Source organism: Aeromicrobium sp. Leaf272, assembly GCF_001422865.1.
In the GTDB taxonomy this organism is placed as follows: Bacteria; Actinomycetota; Actinomycetes; order Propionibacteriales; family Nocardioidaceae; genus Aeromicrobium.
Genome location: NZ_LMMY01000015.1, coordinates 85,699 through 102,890 on the forward strand (window position 1 = coordinate 85,699; position 17,192 = coordinate 102,890).

Here is a 17,192-nt window from a genome sequence, read left to right on the forward strand (position 1 = left end):
ACAAGGTGCACGTCACCTACAAGAACCGCTATGGACGTCAGCGGTCCTACTACACGGCCTTCGAGGGCGCGATCGCGTTCATCGAGCGTCGCTACGCCGAGACCGAGTCCGAGACCAACCGCGAGCGGCTCGAGGGCTTCATGCGCGAGGTGGCGTGCGGCGAGTGCGGCGGCAGCCGGCTCAAGCCCGTCATCCGGGCCGTGCTGGTCAACCACCCCGAGCTCGGGCCCAAGAACATCGCCGAGGTCAGCAACCTGTCCATCGCCGAGGCCGCCGAGTACCTCTCCGGCCTCGAGATGAGCGACCGCGAGCGCCAGATCGGCGAACGGGTGCTCAAGGAGATCCACGAGCGCCTTCGCTTCCTGCTCGACGTCGGCCTCGACTACCTCAGCCTCGACCGCGCCGCCGGATCGCTGTCCGGCGGCGAGGCCCAGCGCATCCGCCTCGCCACGCAGATCGGTGCGGGCCTGGTCGGCGTCCTGTACGTCCTCGACGAGCCGTCCATCGGCCTGCACCAGCGCGACAACCACCGGCTCATCGAGACGCTCGTGCGCCTGCGCGACATGGGCAACACGCTCATCGTCGTCGAGCACGACGAGGACACCATCCGGGCCGCCGACTGGGCCGTCGACATCGGACCGGGCGCGGGCGAGCACGGCGGTCAGGTCATCGTGTCCGGGCCCGTCAAGGACCTCTACAAGAGCAAGGACTCGATCACCGGCAAGTACCTCTCCGGACGGGAGAAGATCCCGCTCCCCGAGGTCCGTCGGCCGCGTCAGAAGGATCGCGAGATCACGATCCACGGTGCTCGCGAGCACAACCTCAAGGACATCGACGTCACGTTCCCGCTCGGCCAGCTCGTCGCGGTCACGGGCGTCTCGGGCTCGGGCAAGTCGACGCTCGTCAACGACATCCTCTACACCTCGCTGGCTCGCCAGATCTACGGCGCGCGCACCATCCCGGGCCGTCACCGCTCCATCAGCGGCGCCGAGCAGATCGACAAGATCATCCACGTCGACCAGTCGCCCATCGGTCGCACACCGCGATCGAACCCCGCCACGTACACCGGCGTGTTCGACCACGTGCGCAAGCTGTTCGCGCAGACGCCCGAGGCCAAGATGCGCGGCTACCAGCAGGGTCGCTTCTCGTTCAACATCAAGGGTGGTCGCTGCGAGGCGTGCTCCGGCGACGGCACGATCAAGATCGAGATGAACTTCCTGCCCGACGTCTACGTCCCGTGCGAGGTCTGCCACGGAGCGCGGTACAACCGCGAGACGCTCGAGGTCCGCTACAAGGGCAGCACCATCGCCGAGGTCCTCGACATGCCGATCGAGGTGGCCGTCGAGTTCTTCGAGGCCATCCCTGCGATCGCCCGCCACCTGCGGACGCTCGTCGACGTCGGACTGGGCTACGTGCGACTCGGTCAGAGCGCCCCGACCCTGTCGGGCGGCGAGGCCCAGCGCGTCAAGCTGGCCTCGGAGCTGCAGAAGCGGTCCACCGGCCGCACCATGTACGTCCTCGACGAGCCCACCACCGGCCTGCACTTCGAGGACATCCGCAAGCTGCTCCTGGTCCTCGGCCGCCTCGTCGACGCCGGCAACTCCGTCGTCGTCATCGAGCACAACCTCGACGTCATCAAGACGGCCGACTGGCTCGTCGACATGGGTCCCGAGGGCGGCTCCGGCGGCGGCACCCTCATCGCCGAGGGCACCCCCGAGCACGTCGCCACGGTGAAGGCCAGCCACACCGGCCAGTTCCTCGCCCCCCTCCTGCAGTAACACAGATTCCCAGGTCGACCTGGGATTCTTCCGGTTTGCACGAGAACCGTGCAGGAGCACGGGTTGCTTCCCGTGCTCCTGCAGGGAAATCGGGCATTGCTCACACCAGGTGCCGCCGTGCCCGCTCATGGAGCTGACGCGACCGAGCGAGCTCGTACGACCACCGGAGACCGGTGTCGTGCGACTGGCCTGGTCGCACCTCGTGGGCTGTCGCCCTGGACACTCCGAAGCTCAGTCCGCGGATCCGGTCCTCGCGGTGCTTCTCACGCACCACGACGTCGCTGGCGTCCTCACCCGGTCGCAGGTCGCGCCAGTACTTCCTCTGACCGTCCACTTCTCCGATGTGCCGATGCTCGGGCCAGGCCACGTCGGTCCACGCGAACACCTCGCCGTCCTCGACGATCGGGAACTGCGTGACCGGGACCGGCATGGATGCCTCGAAGCACGTCTGGCGCAGCAACGACTCTGCCGCAGTCTGTGCGCCGGGGTCGGCACGACGCAGCACGAACCGCGCCTGCCGCGACCCGGTCCAACCTCTGAACCTGCCTGAGATGTCCGCCAGCTCCTCGCGCACGGCGAGCTCCCGGTTCAGCGCCGAGTCCAGCACCACGAGGGCGCCTCGGACATCACCGGCACACGCCACCTGGAACGTCGCGTGAGCCGGTTCGACCGCCAACAGGCCTGAGGGCGTCTCGACGAAACCGAGCCCGGCGATGTTCCGGTGGTGGTGAACAGCCGACTCTGCGCGCCCCGACCCTGGATCGAGACGAACGACGTGCACCGTCGTCAGATCGACCGCCCAGGTCGCAAGTCCGTGGGCGATCGCTGCGCTGTGGTGCGACAGAGCGACGCTTCCTTCGGGGAACTTGGCCAGGACCGACCTTGCGAGCAGGAGGTGCCTGTCCTCGGGACTCGACGAGGCCAGGACGGCCGGGGTCGTGTAGGTGCCCACGCGGAGTCGGACGAGCATCTTCGCCCGACGAGCCTGACCGATGGCGCGATCCGTCCACCCCAGGCCCAGCAGGTCGCTTCTGAACACGAAGCCGCCGCGGGCCGCGATTGCCAGCTCCAGATCGTCCATCCCTCCACGGTGATGCGCTCGAGACAGGGGCGGGAGGGGTGCGACACATTCTGTGGACGACGCGACGCGGCCTCCGGAGGCATGTGGACGACGCCGACAGATGCACGGCTTCCCTACGTCTGCACGGGTTGCAACCCGTGCAGACGCAGGGAAACCGTGCAGTCCGGCAGATTCCCCGGTCGACCTGGGAATCTCCGGGACGGGTGTGTCGGTGGGGGCTCGTAGGGTGGGGGCGTGGCGGATCCAGCGACCTACCGGCCGGCGCCGGGGGAGATACCGGTCGAGCCGGGGGTCTACCGCTTCCGCGACGCGCAGGGTCGGGTCATCTACGTCGGCAAGGCCAAGTCGTTGCGGGCGCGGCTCAACAGCTACTTCCAGGACGTCGCGGGGCTGCACGAGCGCACGGCGCGCATGGTCACCACGGCCGCGTCGGTCGACTGGACGGTGGTCACCACCGAGGTCGAGGCGCTCCAGCTCGAGTACACGTGGATCAAGGAGTTCGACCCACGCTTCAACGTCAAGTACCGGGACGACAAGAGCTACCCCTGGCTCGCGGTCACGGTCGGCGAGGAGGTGCCGCGAGTCCAGGTGATGCGCGGTGCACAGCGCAAGGGCGTGCGCTACTTCGGTCCCTACGGCCACGCGTGGGCCATCCGCGACACGGTCGACACGCTGCTGCGGGTCTTCCCCATGCGCTCGTGCTCGGCCGGCGTCTACCGTCGCGCCCAGGGCATCGGTCGGCCGTGCCTGCTCGGCGACATCGGCAAGTGCGCGGCACCGTGCGTCGGGCGGGTCACGCCCGAGGAGCACCGCGGCATCGTCGACGACTTCATGGCGTTCATGGGCGGACAGACCGCTGGGTTCACCCGCTCCATCGAGCAGCGCATGAAGGAGGCTGCGGCCAACCAGGAGTACGAGCTCGCCGCGAAGTTCCGCGACGACCTCGGTGCCCTGAGCCGCGCGCTCGAGAAGCAGACGGTCGTGCTCGGCGACGGCACAGACGCCGACGTCCTCGGCTTCGTCGACGACCCGCTCGAGGTCGCCGTGCAGATCTTCTCGGTCCGCGGCGGGCGCATCCGCGGCCAGCGCGGCTGGGTGGCCGACAAGGCCGACGAGGCGGGCTTCCCCGAGCTCGTCCAGCGTGCCGTCATGACCCTGTACGAGAACACCGCCGCCGAGGCGATCCCGCGCCAGGTGCTCGTGCCGCGGCTGCCGGCCGACGTCGAGGCGGTCACCGAGCTGCTCACCGAGCTGCGTGGGGGACCGGTCCGCATCCGCGTGCCGCAGCGGGGCGACAAGAAGCGGCTGCTCGAGACGGTGGAGCAGAACGCCCAGCAGGTCATGGCGCGCCACAAGCTCAAGCGTGCCGGCGACCTCACGGCCCGGAGCAAGGCGCTCGAGGAGATCCAGGAGTACCTCGAGCTGCCCACGGCTCCGCTGCGCATCGAGTGCTACGACATCTCCAACCTCCAGGGCACCGAGATCGTCGCCTCGATGGTCGTGTTCGAGGACGGCCTTCCCCGCAAGGCCGAGTACCGCCGCTTCACCATCCGCCACGAGGGCCAGAGCGACGTCGCCGCCATGCACGAGGTCATCACCCGACGCTTCCAGCGGCTGCTCAAGGCCCGCAAGGAGGGCGACGAGATCCCGGGCATCGATCCCGAGACCGGTCTGCCGCGCAAGTTCGCGTACGCACCGGGCCTGGTGGTCGTCGACGGCGGTCCGCCGCAGGTGGCGGCCGCCCAGGCCGCGCTCGACGAGCTCGGCATCACCGACGTGGCACTCTGCGGACTCGCCAAGCGGCTCGAGGAGATCTGGGTGCCGCACGACGTCGACCCGGTCATCTTCCCGCGCACGAGCGAGGCGCTGTACCTGCTGCAGCGCGTGCGCGACGAGGCCCACCGCTTCGCCATCGCCCACCACCGACAGCGTCGGGCCAAGGCCATGACGGGCAGCGCCCTCGACGACGTCCCGGGCCTCGGCCCCACGCGGCGCAAGGCGCTGATGGCCGCGTTCGGCTCCGTCCGGAAGATCCGGGCCGCCACGGTCGACGAGGTGGCCGCGGTGCCCGGGTTCGGCCGGGCTACGGCAGAATCCGTCGTGGCGGCGCTCGCCGCCGACGCCCCAGGGCCCGCCGTCGACATGGCGACGGGCGAGATCGTGGAGGACCGATGACGCCGTTGACCACGTTCGTGCTCGTGACCGGCATGACCGGCGCCGGGCGCGGCACGGCCGCCAAGGCGCTCGAGAAGCTCGGCTACTACGTCATCGACAACCTCCCGGCCAGGATGATCGAGGGCGCCGTCGACGCCGCGGAGGGCGCCGACGTCGCCCGGCTGGCCGTGGTCGTGGATTCCCGCTCCGGGGCGTTCTACTCCGGGCTGGTCGACGCGCTCGAGTCGCTGCGCGAGCGTGGCATCCGCGCCCGGGTGCTCTACCTCGAGGCGGCCGACGAGGTCCTCGTCCGACGCCAGGAGGCTGCGCGCCGGCCGCACCCGCTCAGCATGGAGGGCCGCCTGCTCGACGGCTTCGACCGCGAGCGCGAGCTGCTGCGTGCCGTCCGTGGCCGGGCCGACATCGTCGTCGACACCTCGAACCTCAACGTCCACCAGCTCGCCCGCCGGGTGCAGGCCGCCTTCGAGGAGCCGGGGGCCACGGGTCTGCGTGCGTCCGTCATGTCGTTCGGCTTCAAGTACGGCATCCCCATCGACGCCGACATGGTCGCCGACATGCGCTTCCTGCCGAACCCCTACTGGGTCGACGAGCTGCGACCGCTGAGCGGCCTCGACGCGCCGGTGAGCGACTACGTGCTCAGCCAGCCGAAGGCCCCGGAGTTCCTCGCCGCCTACGAGAACCTCGTGGACATGCTGACGGACGGCTTCCTCCACGAGGACAAGCGGTTCCTCACGATCGCGATCGGCTGCACCGGCGGGCGGCACCGCAGCGTGGCCATGTCGGAGGCGTTCGCGGAGCGCTTGAGGTCCCACGGGGTCCGGACCCTCGTGGTGCACCGCGACCTGGGGCGCGAGTGAGCGGGTCGGCCGCACCGACGTCACCGACCGCCCCGAACGGCGGCGTGCGGGTCGTCGCCCTCGGGGGCGGTCACGGGCTGGCGGCCAGCCTGTCGGCCCTCCGGCTGCTGCACACCCGGCTGACCGGCATCGTCACCGTGGCCGACAACGGCGGTTCGTCCGGTCGGCTCCGCGAGGAGCTCGGCGTGCTTCCTCCCGGTGACCTGCGCATGGCCCTGGCGGCCCTCTGCGCCGACGACCAGTGGGGGCGTCAGTGGGCCACGGTGCTGCAGCACCGGTTCCAGAGCGGCGGCGCCCTGAACGAGCACGCCGTCGGCAACCTGCTGATCGCCGCCATCTGGGACATCCTCGACGACCACGTGGCCGGCCTCGACCTGGTCGGAGACCTGCTCGGGGCACGGGGTCGGGTGCTGCCCATGGCGGCCGTCCCCCTCGACATCGAGGCCGACGTGCGCCTGCACGCCTCCCCGGACCACGTCACGGTCGTGCGGGGCCAGACGCAGGTCGCCTCGGTCGACGGGCAGGTCCTGGCAGTGCGGCTCGATCCGCAGGACCCGCCGGCGTGCCCGGAGGCGGTGCGCGCCGTCGAGGACGCCGACTGGGTCGTGGTGGGCCCTGGCTCCTGGTTCACCAGCGTGATGCCGAACCTGCTCGTCCCGCAGCTCCGCGACGCCCTCGAACGCACCTCGGCACGCCGTGCGCTGGTGCTCAACCTGCAGGAGCAGGAGGGCGAGACCGAGGGGCTGTCGCCCACCGACCACCTCGACGTCCTCGCCGCCCACGCGCCCGACCTGCGCATCGACGTGGTGCTCGCCGACCACTCGCTGGTCGACGACGACGGTGTGCTGGAGCGTGCGGCGCGCGCCCTCGGGGCCCGCGTGGTGGCCGCGGAGGTGGCCGCCCGACCCGGCGCCGACCAGCACGACCCGGGCCGGCTGGCGGAGGCCTTCGAAGGGTTCTTGCACCCGGGCATACAGTGAGGGCTGACTGCCCGCGACGACGTTGGAGGACGCCCGGATGGCGATGACGGCCCAGGTGAAGTCGGAGCTCGCGAGCACGACGATCTCGAAGGCGTGCTGCCGCAAGGCCGAGGTGGCCTCGATGCTGCGGTTCGCCGGCGGCCTTCACATCGTCGCAGGACGGATCGTCGTCGAGGCCGAGCTCGACACCGGGGCGGTGGCACGTCGGCTGCGTCGTGACATCCAGGAGGTCTACGGACACGACAGCGAGGTGCTGGTCGTCCAGGGGACCAACCTGCGCAAGGGCACCCACTACGTGGTGCGGGTGGCCAAGGACGGCGAGGCGCTGGCGCGTCAGACCGGTCTGGTCGACGCCAGCGGGCGCCCCGTCCGGGGTCTGCCGCCGCAGGTCGTCTCCGGTGCGTCGTGCGACTCCGTGGCGGCCTGGCGCGGCACGTTCCTCGCCCACGGGTCCCTCACCGAGCCTGGTCGGTCGTCCGCCCTCGAGGTGAGCTGCCCCGGACCCGAGGCCGCCCTCGCCCTGGTGGGTGCAGCCCGACGTCTCGGCATCAGCGCCAAGGCGCGTGAGGTGCGTGGCGGCGACCGGGTCGTCATCCGCGACGGTGAGGCGATCGGCGCCCTGCTCACCCGCCTCGGTGCCCACGAGACGCTGCTCGCGTGGGAGGAGCGCCGCATGCGGCGCGAGGTGCGCGCCACGGCCAACCGGCTCGCCAACTTCGACGACGCCAACCTGCGCCGCTCCGCACGTGCCGCGGTCGCCGCCGGCGCACGCGCCCAGCGCGCGCTCGAGATCCTGGCCGAGGACGTGCCCGACCACCTCAAGATGGCCGGCGACCTGCGCGTGGAGCACCGTCAGGCCAGCCTCGAGGAGCTCGGCCAGCTGCACGTGCCGCCGCTCACGAAGGACGCGATCGCCGGTCGGATCCGCCGCCTCCTCGCCATGGCCGACAAGCGTGCGTCCGACCTCGGCATCCCCGACACCGAGGCCAGCGTCAACGAGGACTCCCTCCCTGAGGCCTGAGTCCGGGACCGGACCCACGGTCGAGGCTCTCGCCGCACGGCTGCGAGCCGCGGGCTGCGTCTTCGCCGAGGACGAGGCACACCTGATCCTGCAGGCCACCGACGACGAGGCCCTGCGCGACGAGATGGTGAGGCGACGCGCTGAGGGCGCCCCGCTCGAGGTGCTGCTGGGCTGGGCCGAGCTCGCCGGGGTGCGCGTGAGCCTCCGGCCGGGCGTGTTCGTGCCACGTCGGCGGTCGTCGCTGCTCGTCGCGCAGGGGCTGGGCGCGCTGGGCCGCGACGGCGCCGTCGTGGTCGACCTCTGCTGCGGGTCCGGAGCCCTGGGACTGGCCCTGGCGCGCGCCCGACCCGACGTCGAGCTCCACGCGGCCGACCTGGACGAGGTGGCGTGCGGGTGTGCGGCCGAGAACCTGCGCGGCATCGGCGAGGTGCATCGCGGCGACCTGTTCGACGCCCTGCCGGTCGGCCTGCGCGGGAAGGTGGACCTCCTGCTCGTGAACGCTCCCTACGTGCCGAGCGCCGAGGTGGCGCACCTGCCGCGTGAGGCGCGCGACCACGAGCCGCGCGCCGCGCTCGACGGAGGAGCCGACGGCGTCGACCTGCACCGCCGCGTGGCCGACCGGGCAGGGGAGTGGGTGGCGCGCGGTGGGACGGTCCTCGTCGAGACCTCCGAGCGCCAGGCCCCGAGCACCGCCGGGGCCTTCGACCCGGACCGGTGGACCGTCGAGGTCGTGACCGACGACGAGATCGGGGCCACCGCCGTGCGGGCGACTCGCCGGTAGCCACGGCGACTCGATAGGCTGCAGACGATCATCACCTCGACCCCAGTAGGAGCAGGTTTCATCGTGACCGTTCGCGTGGGCATCAACGGCTTCGGCCGCATCGGCCGCAACTTCTTCCGGGCGGCTCGTGCCGCCGGCGCCGACATCGAGATCGTCGCCGTCAACGACCTGACCGACAACAGGACGCTCGCGACGCTCCTCAAGTACGACTCGATCCTGGGCCGCCTCGACGCCGACGTGTCCTTCGACGACACCTCGATCACCGTCGGCGACCAGAAGATCGCCGCCTTCGCCGAGCGCGACCCCGCGAAGCTGGACTGGGCCTCCGTGGGCGTCGACGTCGTCGTGGAGTCCACCGGCTTCTTCACCGACGCCACCAAGGCCAAGGCCCACGTCGACGGCGGTGCGAAGAAGGTCATCATCTCGGCGCCCGCGAAGAACGAGGACGCCACGATCGTCATGGGCGTCAACCACGAGACCTACGACGCCGACGCGCACACGGTCATCTCCAACGCCTCCTGCACCACCAACTGCCTCGCGCCCATGGCCAAGGCCCTGAACGACGCGCTCGGCATCGAGCGTGGCCTGATGACCACGATCCACGCGTACACGCAGGACCAGAACCTCCAGGACGCACCGCACAGCGACCTGCGCCGCGCGCGCGCCGCCGCGCTGAACATCGTCCCCACGTCGACGGGTGCCGCCAAGGCAGTGAGCCTCGTGCTCCCCGAGCTCAAGGGCAAGCTCGACGGCTACGCGCTGCGCGTCCCCGTGCCGACCGGCTCGGCCACCGACCTCACGTTCACCGCCTCGCGCGAGACGTCGGTCGAGGAGGTCAACCAGATCCTCAAGGACGCCGCCGAGGGGCCCCTCAAGGGCTTCCTGACGTACACCGAGGACCCGATCGTCTCCACCGACATCGTCACCGACCCCTCGTCGTGCATCTTCGACTCGGGCCTGACGAAGGTCATCGGCGACCAGGTCAAGGTCGTCGGCTGGTACGACAACGAGTGGGGCTACTCCAACCGTCTCGTCGACCTCGTCAAGCACGTCGGCGCCTCTCTCTGACGTGGCGGCCCAGACGATCGACGGCCTGCTCGACGAGCGCGGCGGGGACCTCTCCGGCACGCGGGTGCTGGTGCGCAGCGACCTGAACGTCCCGCTCGACGGCAGCACCATCACCGACGACGGCCGGGTGCGCGCCAGCGTGCCCACCATCCGCCGTCTGGCCGAGGCCGGCGCGCGCGTGCTCGTGATGGCCCACCTGGGTCGTCCCAAGGGTGCGCCGGACCCGGCGTACTCCCTGGCCCCGGTGGCCGAGCGGCTGGCCGAGCTGCTCGGCAGCCCAGTGCTGTTCGCCAACGACACCGTCGACGTCGAGGCGCAGCGGATCTCCGCGGCGCTGCAGGACGGTCAGGTCGCCGTGCTCGAGAACGTCCGGTTCAACGAGGGCGAGACGAGCAAGGACGACGCGGTTCGTGGCGCCTTCGCGGACCAGCTCGCGGCGCTGGCCGACGTGTTCGTCTCCGACGGCTTCGGTGTCGTGCACCGCAAGCAGGCCAGCGTCTACGACGTCGCCACGCGGCTCCCCGCCGTGGTGGGCGGGCTGGTGCAGGCCGAGGTCGAAGTCCTGCAGCGGCTGACCGAGACCCCCGAGCGGCCCTACGTGGTCGTGCTCGGCGGGTCCAAGGTGTCCGACAAGCTGGGTGTGATCGACAACCTCATCGACAAGGCCGACAGCCTGCTCATCGGTGGTGGCATGGTCTTCACGTTCCTCAAGGCCGCCGGCCACGACGTCGGCTCCTCGCTGCTCGAGGCCGACCAGCTCGACGTCGCCCGTGAGTACGTGGAGCGCGCCGAGGCGAAGGGTGTCGAGCTCGTGCTGCCGACCGACGTGGTCGTGGCGCCGGAGTTCTCCGCCGACGCGCCGGCCACCGTCGTCGCCGCCGACGCGATCCCCTCCGACCAGATGGGTCTCGACATCGGTCCCGACAGCGCGGCCCGCTTCGCCGAGGTCGTGCGGGGTGCGCACACGGTGTTCTGGAACGGCCCGATGGGAGTGTTCGAGTTCGACGCGTTCGCCGCCGGCACGAAGGCCGTCGCGCAGGCCCTCACCGAGGTGGACGGCCTGTCGGTCGTCGGCGGTGGCGACTCCGCCGCCGCCGTGCGCCGCCTCGGCTTCTCCGACGACCAGTTCGGTCACATCTCCACCGGGGGTGGAGCGAGCCTGGAGTACCTGGAGGGCAAGACGCTCCCCGGCCTGCAGATCCTGGAAGGCGACAGCTGATGGCACGCACACCGCTCATGGCGGGCAACTGGAAGTCCAACCTCAACCACCAGGAGGCCGTCGTCCTGGTGCAGAAGCTGGCGTGGACCCTGCAGGACAAGAAGCACGACGGCACGCGCTCCGAGGTCGTGGTGATCCCGCCGTTCACCGACATCCGCAGCGTCCAGACACTCGTCGACGGGGACCGGCTGTCCCTGCGCTACGGGGCGCAGGACGTCTCCGAGCACGACGGCGGTGCGTACACCGGTGAGATCACGGCGGCCATGCTGGCGAAGCTCGGCTGCTCCTACGTGGTCGTCGGGCACTCCGAGCGTCGCGAGTACCACCACGAGACCGACGCCGTCGTGAACGCCAAGGCCAAGCGCGCGCTCGCCGCCGACATCACCCCGATCGTCTGCGTCGGCGAGGGACTCGAGGTCCGGCAGGCCGGTGAGCACGTCGCCCACACGCTCGCGCAGGTCGACGGCTCGCTGGCGGGCCTCACCCCGGAGCAGGTCGCCGGGCTGGTCGTCGCGTACGAGCCCGTGTGGGCCATCGGCACCGGCGAGGTCGCCACGCCCGAGGACGCCCAGGAGGTGTGCGCGGCCATCCGTGCCCGCGTGGCGGAGACCTGCTCGTCGGAGGCTGCTGACGCAGTGCGTATCCTGTACGGCGGATCGGTCAAGGCGGCCAACATCGCCGCGATCATGGCGAAGTCCGACGTGGACGGCGCCCTGGTCGGCGGTGCAAGCCTCCAGGCGGAGGAGTTCGCCGCCGTCGCCCGGTTCTACGACATGCCGGCCCTGCCCTCCTGACGGAAGACCCACACTGTGATCATCCTGTTCTCGTCCGTGCTGACGATCGCGAGCCTGCTCATGATCGTGCTGATCCTCATGCACAAGGGGCGCGGCGGCGGCTTGTCCGACATGTTCGGCGGCGGCATCTCGAGCTCGCTCGGAGGCTCCTCGGTCGCCGAGCGCAACCTCGACCGCATCACCGTCGGCATCGCCGTCATCTGGGCGATCTCGATCATCGCCCTCGGGCTGCTGCTGAAGGTGAGCAACTGACATGGCGGCAGGAGCCATCCGCGGCAGCCGCATCGGTTCGGGGCCCATGGGGGAGGCGGAGCGTGGTGAGGCCGCGCCTCGCAAGGCCGTCACGTACTTCTGCATCAACGACCACCAGACGCTGCTGCACTTCGCCCTCGAGGCCGAGCCGCCGGAGTCCTGGGACTGCCCGCGGTGCGGCATGCCGGCGAGCGCCGACTCCGACAACCGTCCGACGGCGCCCAAGACGGAGCCCTACAAGACGCACCTGGCCTACGTGAAGGAACGTCGCAGCGAGGACGAGGCCCAGGTGATCCTCACCGAGGCCCTCGACTCCCTGCGCGCACGCCGCAAGTCCGGCGACGTCATCTTCTGACCTGCCTCCCGCACGGTCCGGCCTCGACGCCCTCGTCCCACCGGACGGGGGCGTCGTCGCGTTCCGGGCTCGAGCTATCGCAGAGCGCTCGCCGCAGCCTCGTCGAGGAACCAGAGCGTCTCGTCCTGCCCGTGGGCCCCGCGTGCGGGAGTCTCGTCGATCGATCCCTCGCCGGCCCGGGCGCGGGCCACGGCATCGGCCTTGCCCTCGCCGGAGACGAGGAACCACGTGGCCCGGGTGTGGTTGAGAGCGCCGAAGGTGAGGCTGATGCGCTCCGGGGGCGGCTTCGGTGACCCGAACACCTCGACGCACCGGCGCTCCCGCTCGTGCAGCTGCGTGAACCCCGGGAACAGCGAGGCCACGTGCCCGTCCGGTCCGAGACCGAGGAGCACGACGTCGAACGGCTCGTCGGGCAGCGTGGCGCCGTAGGCGTCGGCCGCCTCGGCCATGGACGTGGAGCAGCCGTGCGCCGGCATCGACCGCACGTTCTCGGCCGGGACGCCGCACCGGTCGAGGAAGCTGTCGCGCGCCTGCCGGTCGTTGCGGTCCTCGTGCCCCTGCGGGACGAACCGCTCGTCACCGAACCAGTAGACGACGTCGGCCCAGCGTGCGGCATCGACGTCGAGCCGCTCGTAGATCTCGATGGCGATGGTGCCCCCGGTGAGCACCACGTGCGGGACCCGTCCCTCCGCCTGGGCCGCGGCCACCCGCTCGGCCAGCCGGGTCGCCACCGCCTCGGCGAGGGTCGCGGCGTCGGGGTGGACGTGGGTGACGGGCTCGGGTGCCGTGGGGCTCATCAGGACTCCAGCAGGTGGGTGATCGTCTCGTGGTACACGTCGTCGGCGTCGAGCCGCCGCAGGTCCTCGGCGAGGAGCTCGGCGAGCGAGCGGGCACCGAGAGGCACGTGACGGGGTGCCGATCCCGGGATGGAGAACAGGCAGGACTCTGCGTCGATCCGCTCGATGGTCACGTCGCCCGTGGCCGTCTCGAGCACGACCCGCGCGATCTGCTCGGTGTCGCTGCGTCGCTGCGTGATCGGGACGCCGAGCCTGCTCTGCAGCCAGGCGGTGAGCAGCGTGGCGGCAGGATTGCCGGACCCGGCCTCGACGACACCACGCTCCACGGTGCCGGTGGCCTGGTCGAGGGCGGCGGCCAGCAGGGCGCGCCAGGGCGTGAGTCGCGTCCAGCTCAGGTCGGTGTCGCCCGGGGCGTAGTTCCGGGCGGTGCTCTTGAGCGTGCGCACCGGGGAGTCGGTTGCCTCGGCATCGGTCAGTCGGCGCTGGGCCAGCTGACCGATCGGGTCCTGCGACGGGCAGGCCGGCGGCTTGCCCGGCCACCACACCACGACGGGGGAGTCGGGGAGCAGCAGCGGCAGCACCACGGACTCGGCGTGCCGGGTGAGCGGCCCCGACAGGCGCAGCAGGATCGACTCGCCGGCGGCGTTCTCGCCCACCCGGACGGTGGCGTCGACCCGCGGGTGTCCGCGCCCGTCGCCCAGGACGATGCCGATGACGCGTGACGGGTGCTCGCGCGAGAGCACCGCGGCCGTGCGCAGCGCGTCGCCCACGGTCTCGTCGTCGGTCACGACCAGGGCCGTGAGCACCATGTCCATGGCCGGGCTGCCGGAGTCGACTCGCGCGCGCACCATGGCACGCGCGATCTCCGGTGAGGTCGTGTCGTCGAGGTTGATCTGCATCAGGGTCGCCTCCAGACGCGGCCGTCACGTTCCATCATGGCGTCGGCGGTCGGTGGTCCCCACGTCCCCGACGTGTAGGTGTCGATGGAGCGCTGCCGCGTCCAGTGCTCGATGACGGGGTCGAGGATCTTCCAGGACAGCTCGACCTCCTCCTGCTGCGGGAACAGCGGCGGATCACCGAGCAGCACGTCGAGGATGAGGCGCTCGTAGGCCTCCGGGCTGCTCTCGACGAACGCGCCGCCGTAGGCGAAGTCCATGAGCACGTCACGGATCTCCATCGTGGTGCCGGGCACCTTCGCACCGAAGCGCAGCGTGACGCCCTCGTCGGGCTGAATGCGCATGACGAGGGCGTTCTTGCCGAGCTCCTCGATGTCGTTCTTGCTGAACGGCTGGTGCGGTGCCGCCTTGAACACCACGGCCACCTCGGTGACCCGACGACCGAGCCGCTTGCCCGTGCGCAGGTAGAACGGGACTCCGGCCCAGCGGCGGGTGGCCACGTCGACGCGCACGGCCGCGTAGGTCTCCGTGCGGGACTCCTGCGGGATGCCCTGCTCCTCGAGGTAGCCGACGACGTGCTCGCCGCCGGCCCAGCCGGCGGTGTACTGGGCCTGGGCCGTGTGGTCGGCCATCGGCGTGGCCGGGCGGGCGTTGGCCAGGATCTTCTGCTTCTCGATCCGCAGGCTCTCGGCGTTGAAGGAGACGGGCTCCTCCATCGCGATGAGGGCCATGAGCTGGAGCAGGTGGTTCTGGATCACGTCACGCGCGGCGCCGATGCCGTCGTAGTAGCCCGCGCGCGTGCCGATGCCGATGTCCTCGGCCATCGTGATCTGCACGTGGTCGACGTAGTGGCTGTTCCACAGCGGCTCGAACATCCCGTTCGCGAAGCGCAGCGCCAGGATGTTCTGCACCGTCTCCTTGCCGAGGTAGTGGTCGATGCGGAACACGCTCTCGCGGGGGAACACCTCGGAGACGAGGGAGTTGAGCGTCCGCGCCGACTCGAGGTCGTGGCCGAACGGCTTCTCGATGACGACCCGACGCCACCCACCCGACTGGTCGGCCAGACCGTGCTGCTTGATCTTGCCGACGACCACCGGGAAGAGGCCCGGGGGGATCGAGAGGTAGAAGGCGTGGTTCCCGCCGGTGCCCTGCTGCTCGTCGAGCTCGGCCATGGTGGCGGCCAGCTGGAGCCAGGCGGCGTCGTCGTCGAACTCACCGGGCACGAAGCGGATGCCCGCCTCCAGCTGCGCCCAGACCGTGTCGCGCCAGGGCGTGCGGGCGCCCGCCTTCGCCGAGTCCTTGAGCATGTCGGCGAACTGCTGGGTGCCGAAGTCGTGGCGGGCGAAGCCGACGAGCGCGAACCCCGGCGGCAGGAGACCGCGGTTCGCGAGGTCGTAGATCGCCGGGATCAGCTTCTTGCGGGCGAGGTCGCCCGTGACGCCGAACATGACGACGCTGCAGGGCCCGGCGATCCTCGGGAGCCGACGGTCGCGCGGGTCCCGCAGCGGGTTGGAACCGGTGCTCGTGTCGGTCATGCGAGCAGGTCGCGCACGGTGGCGGCGGCAGCCTCGGGGTCGGCCAGGTGGAGCCGGAGCACAGGTCTGCCGTGGTCCTGGAGCACCTGCGCGTCGCCGGCGGCCTGGGACGCGATGAACTCACCGAAGGTGAAGTCGCGACCGGGCACGGCGAGGTCCTGCGCGGCGTCGCTCGTGAGCTGCAGGTAGACCCCGGTGGCCGGGCCACCCTTGTGGTACTGCCCGGTGGAGTGCAGGAACCGCGGCCCCCAGCCGAACGTGACGGGGCGTCCCGTGCGGCGGGCCAGCAGCTCGCGCAGACCTGCGTACGCGCTCAGCTCCCAGCGGTCGAGGTAGGCGTGCACGGCGACGTAGCCGTGATCGGGGTCCAGCTGGTCGAGGAGTCCCTGGACCGCGTCGGTCAGGGAGTCGGCACTCGTGCCGAAGGCGCTGACCGGTCCGTCCGTGACGTCGGCCGCGACCTCGTCGTCCGAGCCGCCGCTGAGCTTGTCGCGCGCGGCCTGCTTGGCGCTCTCGACGTCGGGCTGGTCGAAGGGGTTGATGCCGATGAGGGCACCGGCCACGCTGACCGCGACCTCCCAGAGCAGCATCTGGCCGCCGAGGCCACCGGTCACGCCGGCGGACCAGCCCGAGGTGCTCCTGGGGGGCTGGGCGGAGCCCGTGACGACCAGGAACGAGTCGGGCGTGCTGGGGTCGACGTTGACGGCGTGCGTGCTGGGCACGACGACGGGCAGGATCCCGCGACCCTGCTTGCCCGTCGACTCGGCCACCAGCTGCTCGATCCAGTCGCCCACGCCCCACGCCCCGGAGGTGCCGGCGTCGTGGTCGAGCAGGACGAGCTTGTCGACCGCGGCCCGGTTGGCGACGCCCAGTGCCGCACCGAGGCGCAGCGCGGGGTTGGCGGCGTCGTCGGCGAACAGCTCCGGTCCGGCCGACTCGGCCTCGTCGAGCAGGGCGCCGACGTCGGCGCCGGCGAGGCCGCTGGGCACCAGCCCGAACGCAGTGAGCGCCGAGTAGCGGCCGCCGACCTCGGGGTCGGCGTGGAAGACGCGGTACCCCGCGGCGGTGGCCTGCTCGTCGAGCGGCGAGCCCGGGTCGGTGACCACCACGAGATGGTCGGCGGGGGAGAGACCCGCGTCGTCGAAGGCCTGCTCGTAGGCACGACGCTGGCTGTCGGTCTCCACGGTCCCGCCGGACTTGCTGGAGACGACCACGACCGTGCGCTCCAGACGGTCCGCGAGCGCGGACCGCACCATGTCGGGCTGGGAGGAGTCGAGCACGGTCAGCTCCACGCCTGCGGCGGCGCAGATGACCTCGGGCGCCAGCGACGACCCACCCATGCCACAGAGCACGACGTGGTCGAGCCCGCGCGCGTGCAGCTCGGAGCGCAGGGCCTCGATCTGCCCGACAAGGGGCCGCGACGTCTGGGCCAGCGACGTCCACGACAGTCGCTTCGAGGCCTCGGACTCGGCGTCCGGGCCCCACAGGGTGGCATCGCCGGCGAGCAGGCGGGAGGCGAAGCGATCGGTGACCAGGTCGCCGAGCGCAGCCTCGAGGTCCCCCTCGTCGCCGACCGTCAGGGTGACGTCGGGTCGGGACACGG

Annotated in this window: 16 protein-coding genes; 11 read left to right on the top strand and 5 right to left on the bottom strand. The window is 71.2% G+C overall.

Annotation, left to right across the window (positions count from 1 at the left end):
- On the top strand, nt 1-1,778 hold a 1,778-nt coding region (gene uvrA, locus ASF38_RS19435), incomplete at its 5' end, for an excinuclease ABC subunit UvrA (protein ID WP_235497765.1).
- Between the two features lie 100 nt (nt 1,779-1,878).
- Here the strand turns inward: uvrA and ASF38_RS17695 are convergent.
- Complete coding sequence (locus ASF38_RS17695) at nt 1,879-2,388, bottom strand: hypothetical protein (RefSeq protein ID WP_156366957.1); 510 nt, start codon at nt 2,386-2,388, stop codon at nt 1,879-1,881.
- A 705-nt stretch (nt 2,389-3,093) separates the two neighbouring features.
- Between ASF38_RS17695 and uvrC the strand changes: the two genes are divergently transcribed.
- The 10 genes from uvrC (at nt 3,094) to ASF38_RS15655 (ending at nt 12,361) form a co-directional block, all read left to right on the top strand.
- Nucleotides 3,094-5,034: an excinuclease ABC subunit UvrC gene (gene uvrC / locus ASF38_RS15610; RefSeq protein WP_055967986.1), complete on the top strand. Its 1,941-nt coding sequence runs from the start codon at nt 3,094-3,096 to the stop codon at nt 5,032-5,034.
- The gene (gene rapZ, locus ASF38_RS15615; protein ID WP_055967989.1) at nt 5,031-5,891 is read left to right on the top strand and encodes an RNase adapter RapZ; all 861 of its coding nucleotides are present in this window, start codon (nt 5,031-5,033) and stop codon (nt 5,889-5,891) included. The genes uvrC and rapZ overlap by 4 nt, the downstream gene beginning before the upstream one ends.
- Nucleotides 5,892-5,935: 44 nt before the next feature.
- A complete protein-coding gene (gene yvcK / locus ASF38_RS15620; RefSeq protein ID WP_055968590.1) occupies nt 5,936-6,871 on the top strand; it encodes a uridine diphosphate-N-acetylglucosamine-binding protein YvcK in 936 nt (311 codons plus the stop codon).
- Nucleotides 6,872-6,908: 37 nt separating this feature from the next.
- The gene (whiA, locus tag ASF38_RS15625) at nt 6,909-7,892 is read left to right on the top strand and encodes a DNA-binding protein WhiA (protein ID WP_055967991.1); all 984 of its coding nucleotides are present in this window, start codon (nt 6,909-6,911) and stop codon (nt 7,890-7,892) included.
- 40 nt (nt 7,893-7,932) lie between these two features.
- Nucleotides 7,933-8,673: a putative protein N(5)-glutamine methyltransferase gene (locus ASF38_RS15630; RefSeq protein WP_235497769.1), complete on the top strand. Its 741-nt coding sequence runs from the start codon at nt 7,933-7,935 to the stop codon at nt 8,671-8,673.
- Nucleotides 8,674-8,736: 63 nt separating this feature from the next.
- Nucleotides 8,737-9,741, top strand: a complete 1,005-nt coding sequence (gap, locus tag ASF38_RS15635; RefSeq protein WP_056554530.1) for a type I glyceraldehyde-3-phosphate dehydrogenase — start codon at nt 8,737-8,739, stop codon at nt 9,739-9,741.
- Nucleotides 9,742-9,766: 25 nt separating this feature from the next.
- Entirely contained in the window at nt 9,767-10,960 is a 1,194-nt protein-coding gene (gene pgk / locus ASF38_RS15640; RefSeq protein WP_156366960.1) for a phosphoglycerate kinase, read from the top strand.
- Nucleotides 10,960-11,754, top strand: a complete 795-nt coding sequence (gene tpiA, locus ASF38_RS15645) for a triose-phosphate isomerase (protein ID WP_055967999.1) — start codon at nt 10,960-10,962, stop codon at nt 11,752-11,754. Before pgk ends, tpiA begins: the two co-directional genes overlap by 1 nt.
- Before the next feature lie 15 nt (nt 11,755-11,769).
- On the top strand, nt 11,770-12,006 hold the full coding sequence (gene secG / locus ASF38_RS15650; protein WP_055968002.1) for a preprotein translocase subunit SecG: 237 nt from the start codon (nt 11,770-11,772) through the stop codon (nt 12,004-12,006).
- A gap of 1 nt (nt 12,007) precedes the next feature.
- Nucleotides 12,008-12,361: an RNA polymerase-binding protein RbpA gene (locus tag ASF38_RS15655; RefSeq protein ID WP_056578594.1), complete on the top strand. Its 354-nt coding sequence runs from the start codon at nt 12,008-12,010 to the stop codon at nt 12,359-12,361.
- Between the two features lie 74 nt (nt 12,362-12,435).
- On the opposite strand, the gene pgl is transcribed toward ASF38_RS15655, so the two are convergent.
- Genes pgl through ASF38_RS15675 form a run of 4 tightly spaced genes read right to left on the bottom strand, consistent with a single transcriptional unit; the run spans nt 12,436 to nt 17,190 of the window.
- Nucleotides 12,436-13,158, bottom strand: a complete 723-nt coding sequence (gene pgl / locus ASF38_RS15660) for a 6-phosphogluconolactonase (protein ID WP_056554536.1) — start codon at nt 13,156-13,158, stop codon at nt 12,436-12,438.
- Nucleotides 13,158-14,057, bottom strand: a complete 900-nt coding sequence (locus tag ASF38_RS15665; protein ID WP_055968012.1) for a glucose-6-phosphate dehydrogenase assembly protein OpcA — start codon at nt 14,055-14,057, stop codon at nt 13,158-13,160. The genes pgl and ASF38_RS15665 overlap by 1 nt, the downstream gene beginning before the upstream one ends.
- Complete coding sequence (gene zwf, locus ASF38_RS15670) at nt 14,057-15,589, bottom strand: glucose-6-phosphate dehydrogenase (protein ID WP_055968015.1); 1,533 nt, start codon at nt 15,587-15,589, stop codon at nt 14,057-14,059. The genes ASF38_RS15665 and zwf overlap by 1 nt, the downstream gene beginning before the upstream one ends.
- The gene (locus tag ASF38_RS15675; protein ID WP_056577288.1) at nt 15,586-17,190 is read right to left on the bottom strand and encodes a glucose-6-phosphate isomerase; all 1,605 of its coding nucleotides are present in this window, start codon (nt 17,188-17,190) and stop codon (nt 15,586-15,588) included. Before ASF38_RS15675 ends, zwf begins: the two co-directional genes overlap by 4 nt.
- Nucleotides 17,191-17,192: the final 2 nt, after the last annotated feature.